This window comes from Ruegeria sp. CDSA034 (assembly GCF_059612275.1).
Genome location: NZ_JBXWQH010000008.1, coordinates 107,758 through 124,005, shown reverse-complemented (window position 1 = coordinate 124,005; position 16,248 = coordinate 107,758). Strand labels below are relative to the sequence as shown.

The window sequence follows — 16,248 nt, the reverse complement described above, 5'->3', positions numbered from 1 at the left end:
CTATTTTAGGTTGAGCAAACTATTGAAATGGAATTCGCCACGATGCGCCCGGTGCCGGAGTTCGCACCACGGGCGAAGGATTGGGAAGGCAGCGGTGCCGCCTTCCCGAAGTGTTACTTGATACGCTGGCCGTTCGCCAGAATCTGACCATCCGCAGTGAATTCGATTTCCGAATTCAGCGTGTCGGGCTCGTCACCCGGTACGGCCATCAGACCCATCATCATCCGAGCGCCCATTGCATCGCTGTCCGACACCAGCCCCATCTCGATCAACTTGTCGATCAGTTCGTTGGCACCATTCAGTTTCAGCTTGGCAACGCCGGTCGGCGTGGGCATTCCGTCGAACTCTGAGACGTTGGAGTTGTCGAAGGTGAAATCGCCTTCACCGGTCAGCTTGGCTCCGACCAGAGACACCAGCAGTTCGTTGATCTTCAGCGAGTGTAATTCGCCCGGTGCTGCGTCAGATGTATCCAGGTTTTCGACTGCGGTAGGATCAAAGATGTTCAACAGAACCTTGGCGGTCCCGGTCGTGTCCAGCGCAATCGTCGCCGGGTCGCGCGGCAGTGCGCCTGCTGGGTCGAACATGCTCCACAGAATATCCGACATGGTGAAGTCGGTCAGGTTCATGGCGAACCCAAACGGTTGGATTTCCTCGGATTTCTGCACCGGAATTTCAAACTTGAACCCGGCATTCTCCATCGCGATTTCGATCGGGAAAGGCAGGTCGGCCGTCGTCACTGCGACTTTCGCGCTGTTCTGCTCGATGTCATAGGCAAGACGCTCTGCGTCGATGCTGGCGCCAAATTTGCCACCCTGAGACTCGCTTCCGACCGAGAATGCCTCGCCTTCGCTGGTGCCTGCAATCGCGTTCTGGCCGGATCCGTAGGTGAACAGCCCCGAGAACGAGAAGCCCGCCTCATAGAAGGCCTGCGGGTCCGAGATGTCGAATTCGGATGGGATAACGTTTGTGCCCTCAAACGCCAGCTGGCTCATCGAGCCGTCAACCCTAGCCGTGTCGCCGCTGTCCGGGTCCTGGAACGCCATATCATAGGTCATCCCACCCGCGGTGAACTTCTGATCAATGTCACGGTTTTCGCCGATTTTCATGACCGAGCTGCCAGCCAGATCTGTCATGTTTAAGCTGAGCGCGAGCGCATCAGCGGGCATCTTTTCGCCGTCCACATTCAGACCATCCAGCTTGATACCTATCGTGTCGGCCGAATAGTCGTAGGTCATTTCGTCGGGCGAGCCTGAAACGACCAGGTTCATTCCGGTCTCAGAATAGTTGATATCGACCGAGAATTCCTCGCCATCTCCCTGGCCGGACACGGTCATCACATAAGTGTCAGGGAAATCGATGCTGACCGTGCCGTCGCCGTTTTCCGTCAGGCTCATTTCCGGAACGACCATCTGGAAGGTTGCATCCTCTTCCGGCAGGTCCATCGAAACAGCCATGTCGGCAATCGTAGTTACATTGCCTGAAACGGTTTCGTCGCCCGAAACGGTGTACCCCATCTGACCCAGATAGGTTTTCCAATCATTCCAGACATCCTGCGAGGTCAGGTCGGCAAGTGCGCCTTGTGTGATAACGGCATATGCCAATACAGCACCGCAACTGCGGCGAAGGAAAACGGACATTACAGTACCCTTCTAGATAATTTTGCCGGCATCGTCGTGCTTGTGACGTCGGGCGTCAAGGGGCAAGGGCTGGACCCTTTCCCCCTTCGCGCGGTAAGCATTCACACAAATTCAAACCGTTGGAGGTATAGGAACCAAATGCAGGGGAAAACCGTACTGATAACTGGGGCCAGCCGCGGCATCGGAGCAGAGGCAGGGCGCCTTTTTGCCGCAGCAGGTGCGAACGTGGCGCTGCTCGCGCGTAGCCGCGATCAGATCGCCGCATTGGCAACTGCGCTGGGCGAAAACGCAATCGCACTGGAATGTGACGTCAGTGATTTTGCGCAGGTTGAACAGGCTGTGGCAGATTGCGTCGACCGCTTTGGTGGTTTGGATGTTCTGATCGGGAATGCCGGTGTTATTGACCCGATCTTCCATCTTTCGAACGCGGATGTCGCGGCCTGGGACAAGGCGATAGACATAAATCTCAAGGGTGTGTTCTACGGAATGCGCGCTGCCCTGCCCATCATGCGCGCAGCAGGTGGAGGCACCGTGCTGACCGTATCATCAGGCGCGGCCTCGAACCCGGTTGAGGCATGGAGCCACTATTGTGCCTCCAAGGCTGGTGCAAAAATGCTGACGGAATGCCTCCATCTTGAGGAATCGTTGCACGGTATCCGCGCCATGGGTCTGTCCCCGGGCACCGTGGCGACGGATATGCAGCGGGTAATCAAGACAAGCGGTATCAACGCCGTCAGCCAGTTGGATTGGAGCGATCATATTCCCGCCGATTGGCCAGCCAAAGCGCTGCTGTGGATGTGCACGTCCGATGCGGATGAATTTTTGGGATCCGAAATCTCGTTGCGGCGTGAAGATATTCGACAAAGGGTTGGGCTGACGTGATCGAACTAAACAAAGAAGACGGTTTGTGGATTGTTACGTTGAACAACCCCGGCAAAGCCAACGCGCTGACCGGGGCGATGCTGACTGAGCTGGCCGAAATTGCCGAAGCCGCCACTGAGGCACGCGCGTTGATCCTGACCGGGACGGGCAGTGTGTTCAGTGCCGGGGCGGATCTGGCTGAGGCACGCGCGGGGCTTGCAACTTCGGATGTATGGGAGCGTTTGTCGGGCGCAATCGCCGCCCTGCCATGCCTGACGGTCGCCGCGTTGAATGGAACCCTGGCTGGGGGAGCGAACGGTATGGTGCTGGCCTGCGATATTCGAATTGCAGTCCCGTCCGCCAAGTTCTTCTATCCCGTGATGAAACTGGGGTTTTTACCGCAACCGTCTGATCCCGCCCGCATGTCAGCCCTGATCGGACCATCCCGCACCAAGATGATCCTGATGGCCGGGCAAAAGATCACCGCGGATGAGGCTTATACCTTTGGTCTGGTGGACCGGGTGGTGGCACCGGATGCGCTGATGCAGACAGCGCGTGAACTGGTCGCTGATAGCACCGCCGCCGACCCCAAGATCGCTGCCGGTATTGCCGGGCTGTGCGGATGAGGCTGTCTGGCCTGCGACTACGCGTCGCCGATCCTGAACAACTGGGCAAATTCTATACGGATGTCCTTGGGATGCCGGTTCAGGCCCAGGGGGTGAGCCTGCGCATCGGCTATCCGGGGCAGGACGCCGATTTGCTGCTGATGCCTGGCGGCGGCGGATACACCCATGACACAGGACAACGCTATTGGAAGATCGGCATCACCGTTCCGGATGTCGATCTGGCGGCCGCTTTCCTGCGCGAAAAGGGAATTGAGGTTTCGGACCCGAAGCAGTTTCTGAACATCGGGTATATGTGCCATCTCAAAGACCCCGAAGGGTTCGTGATCGAGCTGCTTCAGCATGATTTCGAAGGCAACCGGCCGCTAAACGCAGCAGATCCGAGCGATCCGTTTGCGCAGGCTTGTATCGGCCAGATCACCCTGCGCACCGGAAATATAGAAGCCGAGGATGAATTCTGCCGGGGCAAGGGCATGCGCCTGCTTTCGATGCAGGACATTGGGCAATACGGCTTTGATCTGCATTTTTACGCGTTCACCGACGAGGCTCCGCCAAATCCAGACCCTTGGTCAGTAGGAAATCGCGAATGGCTGTGGAAACGCCCCTACACAACGTTGGAGTTCCAACACGTCAAAGGCGTCAGGTTTGCCAATGTACCCGATTATCGCGGGTTGGAGTTTCAGGGGCTTGCCGCGCCGACGCGGGACGCGTTTGGCGACCCGGTTAATCCCGGCTGATCAACGACCTCGACGCTTGCCCGGAACTTTCGAGCGAAAGCCGGGCGGGCGTTTGCGAACCCAATTCAGGAATTTCTCCAACCTCGGATGGGCGCGCAGGGCCTCGACGCTGTTGAATTCACGGGCCAATTCCGCCTCGGTCAGGGTCGCATGCACCTCTTTATGGCAGATCTGGTGCAGCAGGACGGTGGGTCCGCCCTTGCCCCCTTTGAGTTTTGGGATCAGATGGTGCAGGCTTCCGCCCCCGTCCGGGATCGGGCGGTTGCAGAGCGGGCAGGTCGGATCGCGGTTCGTCATGACGAGGGTAAGGTTGCGTCAGGTGGCGCGAAAGGCAAGAGGGCAGGGATGGCAAAGGCACTGGTGATCGGCGGCGGACCCGCAGGCCTGATGGCGGCCGAGGAAATAGCCAAAGCCGGGCATTCTGTTGTTGTGGCCGAGGCCAAGCCTTCGGTGGCGCGAAAATTCCTGATGGCCGGGAAGTCCGGGCTGAATTTGACCAAGGACGAGCCGCTTGAGACTTTGCTGGGATCCTATGGTGAGGCTGCGACCTGGTTGCGACCAATGATTGCCGAGTTTGATGCCTCGAACGTGCAAACATGGGCGCAAGGGTTGGGGCAAGAGCTGTTCACAGGCTCGACCGGGCGGGTGTTTCCGACATCGATGAAGGCCTCTCCGCTGTTGCGGGCGTGGCTGGCACGGCTGGCAGAGGCTGGCGTTCAGGTCAGAACACGCTGGCGGTGGGTTGGTTGGGACGGTGCCCAAGCCGTATTCGACACGGCTGATGGCAGGCAGAAGCTATTCCCCGATGTGACCGTTCTTGCGCTGGGCGGGGCAAGCTGGTCGCGGTTGGGATCAGACGGAGCATGGGCATCGGTGCTGACGGGTAAAGGCGTGCCCCTCGCACCTTTCGCACCCGCAAACTCAGCCATTTCCGTGGAATGGAGCCCCCATATGCAGCCGCATTTTGGCGCGGCTTTGAAATCGGTGCGATGGAGGGCCGGAGAGTTGGAAAGTCGCGGCGAGGCTGCGGTTTCGGCGAAAGGTTTGGAAGGGGGTGGATTGTACTCACTGACCCCGGCCTTGCGTGACAGAGCACCGCTTTTTGTCGATTTGGTTCCGGATTTGGATGCCGATACGTTGCGAAGTCGTTTTGCGTCAAAGAAATCGAAAACGACCTTTTCGCAGTGGCTGAAGAAATCTCTGCACCTGTCTCCGCAAAAGGTCGCCCTGTTTCATGAAATGTCCAAGCGCGATGGCCAGTTTCCATCGCTAGACGTAAGCGTGATCAAGCATCTGCAGATCAGACACTCGGGCCTGCGCCCGATGGACGAGGCCATCTCCACAGCAGGAGGTGTGCCACGTTCGGCGCTTAATGAGGGGCTCATGCTTACTGCATGTCCCGGAGTGTTTTGCGCGGGCGAGATGCTGGATTGGGAGGCCCCGACCGGGGGGTACCTTCTGACAGCCTGCCTAGCGACCGGCCGTTGGGCTGGGCGTTCGGCGGCATATTGGTTGGATCAAAGCGGTTAGCGGGTCCGCGCCAGCATCGCCAAACGGATCATGGCACGTTCGACCAATGCCATGGCCGGTGCCGTTTGCCCGGCCGAGCGCAGCGACAGGTCCGTATCTGTCAGAACCGTCAACGCAGTTTGCAATTTTGGCGCACCCCACCCTTGGGCCTGACGCAGAATGCGGTCGCGCCGTTTCCCATAAACCGGGGGGCGCAGCTTTCCGATGCCCTGTGCTGCTCCGCCCGGATCGGATGCGCAGGCGTACAAAGTGCGGAAGTGCCTTGTCGCGCCGATGCACAGGCTGACCGCATTGGTTCCCTGTGATTGCAAACGTCGGATCAGCGGGCCGATTTCACCCGCGCGACCATCGGCAACCACGTTCAGCACATCATCCAGTGCGGCCTCGGTCGAGCGGGGCGCGCAGGCTTCGACGTCTTCAATGGTCAGCTCGGAACTGTCATCGCGCTTGTAAAGCGACAGTTTCTCAATCGTTTGGGTAAAGTCACCGGGGCTTATACCGGTTGCCAGTTCAGCAATCGCGGCCATCGAATCGCGCGGGATGTTCTGCAAACCGGCCTCAGAAAGTATTCGTTCGACTTCGGCCCGGGATGGTGGGTCGTCATAGATACCTACCGCATAGGCCGAGCGGTGCGATTCGAACGCTTTGCGAATCTTGGAACTGGCCTTTAGCTGTCCGGCGGTGACGATGATCTGGGCATCGCCAGCCACCCAATCCTCCAGTGCGGCAAGGATTGCGGGGGCGGCCGTGTCGGTTGTGTCTTCGACGAATACAGCGCGTGGTCCGGGAAAGAACCCGACCGCCTTGACCGCGTCCAGCAACAAAGCCGGATCGCCACGCAGATCGCTTCCGGGCAGGCGGGTCAACCGCATCTCTTCTTCGGCATTGGCGCCCAGCAGAGCGGCCAAAACCTGTTGCCGCTTTAGCGCCACGCGCATCGCATCCGCACCGTAGATCAACAACCCGGTCTTATCCGCGTCGGGTCTCGAGAAATATCCCTCGGCCTCGCGCGGGCTCAGCTTCATGCGGACAGGCCCGGCGTGGCGTACAGCCGACTGATGATCTGATCGGACAGAATCACCATCAGGCGCTGCGTTGCATCCCGCTCATCAGCCAGGGTGGATACGGTGGAACCGGCAGCCGAATACCCCACGAAGTCCGTCACCGAGCCCGAGGCAAGAACTTGCCCAGTCGCTTTCGATCTAAGCGAATAGTTGGCAGTCCCGTTGATGATAAGACGGTTGGTTTCGTTCGTTGAGGTGATCGATGCCGCCACCGTCTGGGTCACGACGGAAACGTCCAGACTGTATTCACTGCCGGATGTTGCGCTACGGCCAAGCTTTTGTTCCAGATCTTCGACCAGAAGAAAGCTGGTGACCGTGTTTGGCGCCGACACTTCTACGCGACCAAAAAGCGCCGAGCCCGATCCGCCCGGAGCGTACACAGGTTCAAACCCGCAGGCGGCAAGGGCCAGCGGCATCAGCAAAAAGGTTCTGCGGTTAAACGACGACATTCACAATCCGGCCCGGTACAACGATCACTTTCTTGGGTGTGGCGCCATCTAGCGCCTTTTGCACAGCTTCGGTGCTCAGCGCGACTTTTTCAACCTCGTCCTTGGGCATATCTTTGGCCACGCTGATTTCCGCGCGGCGCTTGCCGTTGATCTGGATCGGCAGGGTGACGGTGTCGTCCACCAGCATAGCTGCATCCGCAACAGGCCATGGTGCCGTGGCAACCAGTCCTTCGCCACCCAGCAGCTGCCAAAGCTCCTCGGACAGGTGTGGGGTCATCGGCGACATCAGCTGTGCCAGCGTTTTGGCGGCCTCGCGCTTGGCTGCGGTGCCCGCCTTGGATTTGGCCAGCGTGTTGGTGAAAGCATAAAGCTTGGCGATTGAGGCGTTGAAACCGAAAGACTCGACACCGCCTGTGACGTCATGGATGGCTTTGTGCATCTCACGCAGCAGGGTTTCATCCTCGGCATTGGCCGGAACATCCGATTCGGCGATTTCCGTCGCGATCCGATGCACACGGCTGAGGTGCTTGAACGCAGCCTCGGCCCCGGATGCGGTCCATTCCACATCCCGTTCAGGCGGCGAATCGGACAGGACGAACCAACGCGCAGTATCCGCGCCGAAGGCCGAGATTATGCTGACCGGGTCAACCACGTTTTTCTTGGATTTAGACATCTTGGCCGAAGGGATGATCTCAACCTCGGTGCCGTCGGCCAGTTTTCCGTCGGTCACATCTTCGGGTAGGTGATAAACCGGGCGACCGTTGGCGTCGCGTGTCTGATAGATCTCATGCGTGACCATGCCTTGCGTGAACAACGCATTGAACGGCTCGATGGCTTTCTTAGGCAGGTGACCCGTGATGTTCATCGCCCGCGCGAAGAAGCGCGAATATAGCAGGTGCAGAATTGCGTGCTCGATCCCGCCGATATACTGGTCGACATTCATCCAGTATTCGGCCTCGGCCAGATCGGTGGGTGTGTCAGCGCGTGGTGCGGTGAAACGGGCGAAATACCACGACGAATCGACGAAGGTGTCCATCGTGTCGGTTTCGCGTTTGGCAGGCGCGCCGCAAGACGGGCAAGGGGTGTCACGCCAATTGGCATGGCGGTCCAACGGGTTGCCGGGGATCGAGAAGTCGATGGGTTTGCCATTGCCATCGTCGTAAGGCAATTCGATCGGCAGATTCTCTTTCTTCTCGGGCACGGTGCCACATTTGTCGCAATGCACGACCGGAATCGGGCAACCCCAATAGCGTTGACGGCTGAGCCCCCAATCGCGCAGGCGATATTTGGTGACGCCTTCACCCCAACCTGCTTTTTCCGCGAAATCGACGGTGGCGTTGATCGCCTCATCCCCCGTGGCCTCGGTCAGGCCTGCGAAGTGGTCCACCCAGCGGACTTTTTCAGTTTTCGGCGGCACAAAGGCGATCTTGTCGACCGGCTTATCGTCATCCAGTGCAAAGAAGGTGTCGATGACCGGCAGGCCATACTTGCGGCAGAAATCAAGATCACGCTGGTCATGCGCGGGGCAGGCAAAGATCGCGCCAGTTCCGTAATCCATCAGGATGAAATTGGCGATCCAGACAGGCAGTTCCCAATTCGGGTCCAGCGGGTGACGCACGCGAATGCCGGTGTCGTAGCCCAGCTTTTCGGCCGTCTCGATGGCCTCTTCCGTGGTGCCACCCTTGCGGCATTCGGCAACAAACTCAGCAACTTCGGGGTTTTCGGCCTCAAGCTGCTTGGCAATCGGGTGATCCGGCGAAATACCAACAAAGGACGCGCCCAACAGCGTATCGGGCCGAGTCGTATAGACGGTGATGGGCTCACCACCATCAGTACGTTCGAAGCCAAATTGCAGGCCGCGCGACTTGCCGATCCAGTTTTCCTGCATCAGCCGCACTTTGGCGGGCCAGTTCTCCAGCGTATCAAGCGCATCCAGCAATTCTTCGGAATAGTCCGAGATTTTGAAGAACCACTGGGTCAGCTCGCGCCGTTCCACCAGCGCGCCCGAGCGCCAGCCACGTCCATTTTCCACCTGTTCATTGGCCAGAACGGTCATGTCGACCGGGTCCCAGTTCACCACGGCGTTCTTGCGGTAAACCAACCCAGTATCGAGCATATCGAGGAACAGAGCCTGTTGCTGGCCATAATATTCGGGGTCACAGGTGGCGAACTCGCGGGACCAGTCAATCGACAGGCCCAGTGGCTTCATCTGTCCGCGCATGTCGGCGATGTTGCTATAGGTCCAGTCTTTCGGGTGGCCGCCAATGGCCATGGCGGCGTTCTCTGCGGGCATCCCGAAGGCATCCCAGCCCATCGGGTGCAGCACGTTATGCCCCGTCGCGAGCTTGTGACGCGCAATGACGTCGCCCATCGTATAGTTGCGCACATGCCCCATATGGATTCGCCCTGACGGGTAGGGGAACATCTCAAGCACATAGTATTTTGGCTTGTCCGCCTTATGGTCGGCGGTGAAGATCCCGGCCCTGTCCCAGGCCTCTTGCCATTTTGCTTCGATTTCGGTGGCCGAGTAGCGCGACATTGTGCGGTCCTTCGTGAATGAAAACGCCGGGCGTGAACCCGGCGTGGTAATATTGTGATTTTCGGCGGGTGGCTAGAGTTTGTTGTCCGCAATGCGCAACTGGCGTGCGCGGTTCAGGATCGCATCCTCGACCGCCCGGGCCGTTGCAGCGCTGACCGGAGCGCCTCCGCTGCTTTGCAGTGCCACCGAAAGCGACCGCGCCGCCAGGGCCGGGTCACTTATATGCACGGTCGCGCGATAAGAACGCCCGCCACCAGGCGGCGTGCCGTAACCTGTTACGATCACGCCAGTAAATGGATCAACTTCCTGAATTGGGAGGAAATTCAGTACATCCAGTGAGGCCGCCCACAAATACCGGTTCACATTGACGATCTGTTCAGCATTCCCGCGGTTGAACACGTCCCAGATTGTCGTGCGTTCTGGATCGTTCAGCTCTCGTTCTTCTGTGCGTGTGCTATCTGTATACAGCAACGCGGGATTCGGAGCCGCACTCTGATTCTGTCCGCAGGCCGACACGGCAGCAGTCATTATGATCAAACCGAAAATCGTCTGCAGGCGCATTGTCGACTGGTCCTGTTTCACTTGGTCTACTCTATTACGTGTTACTCCTAGACAAGGTCCAGTTCAGCAACAACCCTATTCTTGTTACACATGTCAGTGTGGACGGCAGATTAGCCCCCGATTATCGACTGTGGCATCCTTGCACCAATTTGGGGCCAATGCACCCTTCACATTTAAGGCAAGCTTGCGTGAAGGGGGTAATTCGAGCGAAACGGTTCCCGTGCTGAGACATGTGCTGAGGCATGTGTCGAGTAGAAAAACTTTTGAAACCGAGGGAAACAAGATGAAAAAAGTTCTCTTCGCATCGACCGCTCTGATCGCAACCGCAAGTGTTGCAGCGGCCGACGTTAAATTCAGCGGCTACGGTCGTTTTGGTATTGGCTACTACGAAGATCGTACCGGTACTGTTAACAACTTCACCACAGATGCAAACGGCGACATCATTGCTGATGGCACCGCGACTGTCGACACCGACAACACCATCCTGGTCTCGCGCTTCCGTCTGAACATCGACGGCACCGCAGAAACCGATGGCGGCGTTGAGTTCTCGGCTCGTGTTCGTCTGCAGGCTGACGAAAATGCCGGCAACGGCGAAGCCAACTCGGCTGGCCTGAACGGCGCACGTTTCTCGGTCATCTACGGTGGTCTGCGTGTTGACGCTGGCAACGTTGCTGGTTCCTTCGACAACCTGGCAAACTACTACGGTAACGAGCCTGGCCTGGAATCCTTCATCGGCCAGTACTCGGGCGTTGACTATAGCTTCCTGGGTTACTCGTCGACCGGTTCGGGTTCGAACGCTGTGTTCTTCCAGTACGCAGTTGGCGATTTCGCATTCGGCGCGTCATATGACCAAGCAACTATTGCTTTTGACGGTGTTGCGCAGGACGCAGACCGCTGGGACATCAGCGCAACTTACAACTTCAACAACATCACCGCTGCACTGGCCTATGGTCAGACCAAGGCGAACGTGAACAGCGCGAGCGAAAAGCAGTCGCTGACCGTTCTGACCCTGGGTGCAGAATTCGGTGACTTCTCGGGTACTCTGTTTGTAGCTGACGATGACGTTGTAAACGACGATCGCAACGGCACCGCATACGGTCTGTCGCTGGCCTACAACCTGGGCGCGGCAACCACTCTGACCGCTGCTTACGGTGACGGTTCGGCGGACGACGACCTGCAGCAGTATGGTATCGGCGTTAAGTACGACCTGGGCGGCGGTGCATCGCTGCGCGGTGGTCTCGGCCAAGAGAAGCGCGGCGACGGCGACAGCCGTGTACGTGCCGACTTCGGTGCTCAGTTCAACTTCTAAGTTGAGCTAAACCACAAAGTTTAAGGGCAGGTCTTCGGACCTGCCCTTTTCTTTTGCGCGGACTTGGTGTTTTCCTGCCCCAAAGCAGAGAGAGGAAATCCATGTCGCTGCACGACATCACTGCCCGCATCACCAAGGCCGAATCCGCCGCCGGACGACTTGCGGGTTCGACAAAGCTGATCGCGGTTTCAAAGGTCCAGCCGAATGAACGTGTTGAGGCTGTGCTGAGCCAAGGCCACCGCTGTTTTGGGGAAAACCGCGTGCAGGAAGCGGCCGAAAAGTGGCCGGGCTTTAAGGAGCAATTCTCAGGGATAGACCTGCATCTGATCGGACCGCTGCAAACCAACAAGGCCCGGCAGGCAATTGAACTGTTCAACGCGATTCACTCGGTGGATCGGCCCAAGCTTGCCAAAACGCTGGCACGGTTGGCGCAAGAGGTTGGCCACTGCCCGGATCTGTTCATTCAGGTCAATACCGGAGAAGAAGAGCAAAAAGCAGGGATCATGCCGGTTGATGCGGACGCCTTCATCGCCGAGTGCCGCGAACTGGATTTGCCGGTTCAGGGTCTGATGGCAATCCCGCCGGTTGAAGAGGAACCCTCGCTGCATTTTGCGTTGCTGGCCAAGATCGCCGAACGCAACGGTTTAGAAGGGCTCTCGATGGGGATGAGCGGTGACTTCGAGCAGGCGATCGCGTTGGGGGCCACCCATGTGCGCGTGGGGTCCGCGATCTTTGGCGAGAGGGTCAAACCTGCGGGATAATCAGACGCGTTCCGGGGGAAATTCTACGCGCGATCCAATGCAGATGGTCGCGGCGAAAAGCGACACAGCCTTCGGTCGGGTAGCCGGGGCGTCTCCACTGGTGAAGGAAAATGGCTGATCCCCGGCCTGACACAGAGTTCGGCCAGTTCCAGTCGGTGATCAGAACAAGATCGTACAGGGGGTCCGCGCGCCGCAGCTTTTCGTGGCTGGGGGCATAGGGCGCGCTGACCATCTGATTGTACTGGCTGTCCGCGCTGTCATCAGACCAAAGATCGCCGGGGCCTATTGGGATGGCCCATGAGGACGGAGCTGCAATTCTATCTGGTCGAAACAGCATACCGACTATGTGATGCACACCGATTGGCGTTGCCCCATCGCCTTCGTGCTTGTCATCCGTCAGGCCGCCTTTTCCGATCGAACAAGGAAAGAGGCGCCCGGCAAACCTTATGCCCCGTGGCGTAAGAACCAGATCGTCCGGGGTCACAGCAAATGGCCTGATTTCGCTGCCTTGGTGGCCAGATACCCCCGGTTGTGGGCTGTTTCACCCACTTTCAGCGGTACTCTTTCGGTCACCGCGATGCCTGTCTTTTCCATCATCGCGATTTTCGCCGGGTTGTTTGTCAGCAACCGAACCGACGAAAAACCAAGTTCTTTCAGAATGTCCGAGCCTAGTCGGAAATCACGTTCATCGTCTTCGAACCCCAATCGGTGATTGGCCTCGACCGTGTCAAAACCCTGATCCTGTAGGAAATAGGCCCGCATTTTGTTGGCAAGGCCGATGCCGCGTCCTTCTTGATTGAGGTACAGCAATACGCCCGCGCCTTCGGACCCCATCTGGGCAAGCGCTCCACGCAATTGCGGTCCGCAATCGCATTTCAAGCTGCCCATCAAGTCGCCCGTGAAACAGGCCGAATGCAAACGGGCCAGCACAGGTTTGCTTCTGTCCGGGCGACCGATTTCCACGGCATAGTGCTCTTCTCCGCCATCTTCTGGGCGGAAAACGTGCAGCCGACCGGCCTCGGACACTTCCATCGGCAGGCGTGCGGCGGCAATGGCGTGCAGCGCGCTGCGGTCCGCTAGATGCGGCGCGGCACGGGTGTGGTCGATGCAGGTCAGGCCATGTGCCACCGCAAAATCGCGACCGTCATCAATGGGAACCACCACGGCGGCCGGCAAGAGGCGTGCGGACTTCGTCAAAGCGATGGCAATTCGGTGCAGGTTTGCGCTACCCTGACGCTCGGACATCAGAGGGCCTTTCATCGGGGTATTTAGATCATCCGAGGGGTCTGCGACCGCCTGAACCCATGCGATGTCGGTGTCCGATGGGATGATTACCCGTGCGAGGTCGCCATCATAGGCGCGTGCCTTCAGCGTTTCTGCGCGTCTTACGGTGATCGCGACCACAGGCTGACCTTCGAAGTTCCGAAGGTCGGCCAGCCGTTGTGCGCTTAATGTCTCAGACGCTATCGCTATGACGCTGAACCCGCTGTCATCAGTCAATACGACGGGAACGCCCATACGCAGATCCGCGCGGGCCCGTGCCAGCAATTCCGAGATATCGGGGATAAGACTCATCTGTGTTACCCTATAACGTGTTGGTCTTCGTCTAACCCGAACAGAAGAAAAAGTGAAACAATTCCTCTGCGTCAGACACGAGGGCGTGAGACCATTGCAGTAAATCTTGTTGATTGCATCTTCCGCACGCAAATGGTGGAAAAGGCTTAGGAGGACCGGACATGGCTCAGCTCAAGAAAATCCTGCTGGTGGATGACGATGAAGATCTACGCGAAGCGCTCAGCGAGCAACTCGTGATGACCGAGGATTTCGACGTGTTCGAAGCGGCAGACGGTCAATCCGCCATGGAGCGTGCACGCGAGGCGATTTACGATCTGGTCATTCTGGACGTCGGTCTGCCGGATACGGACGGTCGTGAGCTGTGCCGTCTGATGCGCAAACAAGGCGTCAAAAGCCCAATCCTGATGCTGACCGGCCATGACAGCGACGCAGATACCATTCTGGGTTTGGATGCCGGTGCCAATGATTACGTCTCTAAGCCGTTCAAATTTCCGGTCTTGCTGGCCCGCATCCGCGCGCAGTTGCGCCAGCATGAACAATCCGAAGACGCGGTCTTTGTGTTGGGGCCGTATACCTTTAAGCCGGCGATGAAGATGTTGATCACCGAAGAGGATCGCAAGATCCGCCTGACCGAGAAAGAAACCAACATTCTTAAGTTCCTATACCGCTCGGCAGATGGCGTGGTCGCCCGCGACGTCCTGCTGCACGAGGTCTGGGGCTATAACGCTGGTGTCACCACACATACGCTGGAAACCCACATCTATCGTCTGCGCCAAAAGATCGAACCCGATCCATCGAACGCGCGCCTTTTGGTCACAGAATCGGGCGGATATCGCTTGGTCTCGTAACTCCGGGTGGATTGACGTGGATCAAAGTGATACTCTGGATGTGTAATTAGAGTACTCCCAACCCGCGCATGTCCGGGTTATGACATGCACCTCCCTGTTGGACTGCCGGGCCTTATGGCCCGGCCTTTTTTGTTGGGAGGAATTAAGCTGCGGCCTATGAAGCAGCAATGCCACAATTTCGGAACTCGGTGATTTTGGCCCAAAAGTTTTTGTTTCTTGAACTCAAGGCAAGACCAAAGTGAGTGGTCGTTACAGTGTCAACCGAGTATGTACCTGCGTCACCTGATCTGGCTTTAACGCGATAACGTGTAGGTCCTACTACAGTGGTCTTTGACGTTGTTTGTGAAACGACACCATCGGCGTTTCGATAAGTGTAAGAACACTTTCCCGGAACACCAAAACAACTGTGTGGTTCGAACATCTCCCACTTTCCGTTCGCCCAAGTGCGCTGGGTCATCAAGCCCTCTTTGTCGTACTCGGTTGTCTTTACTCTGTTTTTGTTTCCAGATTTATCCTTTGTGGTGACGATGTACTTGCCAGATCGCTGCCCGTCGAAGGTGTTGACCCAAGTGTTGCCGTTCGAATACTCCACAGTCCAACTGCAGCCGGTCGGCATGTCCCAGAAACGGACTTCTTTGGCAATGACTGCATTTGCAGCGACAAATGACAGCAAGGCTGAGGCCGCAAACTGAATTAGATAAGTTCTGTTTTTCATAATATTATTCTCGTCGACAAGGCGCTCGCTCGGTGGGTCAAGTCTCAACTGATCTCAAAAGCAAGGTCAGCTTCAAGCGCAAATTACGTTTTTGCAGAAGCTCACCCCGGGCACACATTTCTCATGGCACCCCATCCCACACCACGCTAACCTCCGGCCAACCGCGACAGAGGAATCCCCCATGCCCTTTACTCTTGCTACTTGGAACATCAACTCGGTCCGCCTGCGCGAGCCTATCGTGCTGAAATTGCTGCAGGAAGAGGCACCGGACATTCTGTGTTTGCAAGAATGCAAGTCTCCGGTTGAGAAGATCCCAACCGAAGGATTTGCCGAACTGGGGTACACCCACATGGTTGCAAGGGGCCAGAAGGGGTATAACGGCGTCGCCATCCTATCGCGCCTGCCGATGGAAGAGGTCGGTGACAAGGATTTCGCCGGTCTCGGTCACGCCCGCCACATCGCTGGGCGGTTGGAAAATGGTGTCACCATTCACAATTTCTATGTCCCAGCCGGTGGCGACATCCCGGACCGTGAAAAGAACGAGAAGTTCGGGCAGAAGCTCGACTACCTCACAGATATGCGCGACTGGTTCCATACCGAAAAGCCCGAAAAGTCCATTCTGGTTGGCGATCTGAACATCGCCCCGCGCGAGGATGACGTCTGGTCGCATAAGCAACTTCTCAAGGTCGTCTCACACACGCCGATCGAGGTTGAGGCGCTGGCCGAAACGCAGGACGCAGGCGGATGGGTGGACATTACCCGTCAGGACATCCCCGACGGGCAGCTATACAGTTGGTGGTCCTACCGGGCCCGCGATTGGGACGCAGCCGACAAGGGGCGACGTCTGGACCATGTCTGGGCCACGCAGGATATCTCGAACGCGGGGCACTCCAGTCGCGTTCTGCGCGATGCGCGCGGGTGGGAAAAACCCAGCGACCACGCACCGGTCTTTGCGACATTCGACCTTTGACCCTGCAACTCTCCCCTTGGTTTCTGCACATTGCAGTTGCATATAGGGGCCAAATTCGAACGAAAGAGT

General features: G+C 57.8%; 17 protein-coding genes. 8 read left to right on the top strand and 9 right to left on the bottom strand.

The features are described 5' to 3' along the window. Positions 1 to 113 precede the first annotated feature (113 nt). Positions 114 to 1,637, bottom strand: a complete 1,524-nt coding sequence (locus AC2FLJ_RS14435) for a DUF2125 domain-containing protein (protein ID WP_496706420.1) — start codon at positions 1,635 to 1,637, stop codon at positions 114 to 116. A 138-nt stretch (positions 1,638 to 1,775) separates the two neighbouring features. On the opposite strand from AC2FLJ_RS14435, the gene AC2FLJ_RS14430 reads away from it, so the two are divergent. The 3 genes from AC2FLJ_RS14430 to AC2FLJ_RS14420 are packed head-to-tail and all read left to right on the top strand — an operon-like array spanning position 1,776 to position 3,858. Further along, positions 1,776 to 2,519, top strand: coding sequence for an SDR family oxidoreductase (locus AC2FLJ_RS14430; protein WP_496699413.1), 744 nt, complete (start codon positions 1,776 to 1,778; stop codon positions 2,517 to 2,519). Continuing rightward, positions 2,516 to 3,124, top strand: coding sequence for an enoyl-CoA hydratase/isomerase family protein (locus AC2FLJ_RS14425; RefSeq protein ID WP_496699411.1), 609 nt, complete (start codon positions 2,516 to 2,518; stop codon positions 3,122 to 3,124). The genes AC2FLJ_RS14430 and AC2FLJ_RS14425 overlap by 4 nt, the downstream gene beginning before the upstream one ends. Continuing rightward, a complete protein-coding gene (locus AC2FLJ_RS14420) occupies positions 3,121 to 3,858 on the top strand; it encodes a VOC family protein (protein ID WP_496699409.1) in 738 nt (245 codons plus the stop codon). The genes AC2FLJ_RS14425 and AC2FLJ_RS14420 overlap by 4 nt, the downstream gene beginning before the upstream one ends. On the opposite strand, the gene AC2FLJ_RS14415 is transcribed toward AC2FLJ_RS14420, so the two are convergent. Beyond that, positions 3,859 to 4,155, bottom strand: coding sequence for an HNH endonuclease (locus AC2FLJ_RS14415; protein WP_282120326.1), 297 nt, complete (start codon positions 4,153 to 4,155; stop codon positions 3,859 to 3,861). It lies immediately after the preceding gene. Between the two features lie 48 nt (positions 4,156 to 4,203). Between AC2FLJ_RS14415 and AC2FLJ_RS14410 the strand changes: the two genes are divergently transcribed. Continuing rightward, complete coding sequence (locus AC2FLJ_RS14410; RefSeq protein WP_496706417.1) at positions 4,204 to 5,388, top strand: TIGR03862 family flavoprotein; 1,185 nt, start codon at positions 4,204 to 4,206, stop codon at positions 5,386 to 5,388. On the opposite strand, the gene holA is transcribed toward AC2FLJ_RS14410, so the two are convergent. The 4 genes from holA to AC2FLJ_RS14390 all read right to left on the bottom strand — a co-directional run bounded on the left by holA (position 5,385) and on the right by AC2FLJ_RS14390 (position 10,001). Next, positions 5,385 to 6,413: a DNA polymerase III subunit delta gene (gene holA / locus AC2FLJ_RS14405; RefSeq protein ID WP_496706416.1), complete on the bottom strand. Its 1,029-nt coding sequence runs from the start codon at positions 6,411 to 6,413 to the stop codon at positions 5,385 to 5,387. The genes AC2FLJ_RS14410 and holA overlap by 4 nt on opposite strands. Next, positions 6,410 to 6,901, bottom strand: a complete 492-nt coding sequence (gene lptE, locus AC2FLJ_RS14400; protein ID WP_108861112.1) for an LPS assembly lipoprotein LptE — start codon at positions 6,899 to 6,901, stop codon at positions 6,410 to 6,412. The genes holA and lptE overlap by 4 nt, the downstream gene beginning before the upstream one ends. Next, positions 6,888 to 9,440: a leucine--tRNA ligase gene (gene leuS / locus AC2FLJ_RS14395; protein ID WP_496706415.1), complete on the bottom strand. Its 2,553-nt coding sequence runs from the start codon at positions 9,438 to 9,440 to the stop codon at positions 6,888 to 6,890. Before leuS ends, lptE begins: the two co-directional genes overlap by 14 nt. A 72-nt stretch (positions 9,441 to 9,512) precedes the next feature. Continuing rightward, positions 9,513 to 10,001 carry a DUF3576 domain-containing protein gene (locus tag AC2FLJ_RS14390; protein ID WP_108861114.1) on the bottom strand — a complete coding sequence of 163 codons (489 nt, stop codon included), beginning with the start codon at positions 9,999 to 10,001 and terminating at the stop codon, positions 9,513 to 9,515. A 283-nt stretch (positions 10,002 to 10,284) separates the two neighbouring features. Here AC2FLJ_RS14390 and AC2FLJ_RS14385 point away from each other — a divergent pair, with 283 nt between their 5' ends. Then, entirely contained in the window at positions 10,285 to 11,310 is a 1,026-nt protein-coding gene (locus AC2FLJ_RS14385; RefSeq protein ID WP_496706414.1) for a porin, read from the top strand. A gap of 101 nt (positions 11,311 to 11,411) precedes the next feature. Beyond that, positions 11,412 to 12,071 carry a YggS family pyridoxal phosphate-dependent enzyme gene (locus AC2FLJ_RS14380; protein ID WP_496706413.1) on the top strand — a complete coding sequence of 220 codons (660 nt, stop codon included), beginning with the start codon at positions 11,412 to 11,414 and terminating at the stop codon, positions 12,069 to 12,071. Here the strand turns inward: AC2FLJ_RS14380 and AC2FLJ_RS14375 are convergent. Together AC2FLJ_RS14375 and ribA are read right to left on the bottom strand one after the other, a co-directional pair. Further along, entirely contained in the window at positions 12,055 to 12,555 is a 501-nt protein-coding gene (locus AC2FLJ_RS14375) for a L,D-transpeptidase family protein (RefSeq protein ID WP_282120320.1), read from the bottom strand. The two genes, AC2FLJ_RS14380 and AC2FLJ_RS14375, sit on opposite strands and share 17 nt — an antisense overlap. Beyond that, positions 12,552 to 13,646: a GTP cyclohydrolase II gene (ribA, locus tag AC2FLJ_RS14370; protein ID WP_058272568.1), complete on the bottom strand. Its 1,095-nt coding sequence runs from the start codon at positions 13,644 to 13,646 to the stop codon at positions 12,552 to 12,554. The genes AC2FLJ_RS14375 and ribA overlap by 4 nt, the downstream gene beginning before the upstream one ends. 161 nt (positions 13,647 to 13,807) lie before the next feature. On the opposite strand from ribA, the gene AC2FLJ_RS14365 reads away from it, so the two are divergent. Beyond that, entirely contained in the window at positions 13,808 to 14,494 is a 687-nt protein-coding gene (locus tag AC2FLJ_RS14365; protein ID WP_058272567.1) for a response regulator transcription factor, read from the top strand. A 154-nt stretch (positions 14,495 to 14,648) separates the two neighbouring features. Here AC2FLJ_RS14365 and AC2FLJ_RS14360 read toward each other — a convergent pair whose 3' ends face one another. After that, complete coding sequence (locus AC2FLJ_RS14360) at positions 14,649 to 15,209, bottom strand: hypothetical protein (protein WP_282120318.1); 561 nt, start codon at positions 15,207 to 15,209, stop codon at positions 14,649 to 14,651. A gap of 181 nt (positions 15,210 to 15,390) precedes the next feature. Here AC2FLJ_RS14360 and AC2FLJ_RS14355 point away from each other — a divergent pair, with 181 nt between their 5' ends. Then, a complete protein-coding gene (locus AC2FLJ_RS14355; protein ID WP_496706411.1) occupies positions 15,391 to 16,179 on the top strand; it encodes an exodeoxyribonuclease III in 789 nt (262 codons plus the stop codon). Positions 16,180 to 16,248 lie beyond the last annotated feature (69 nt).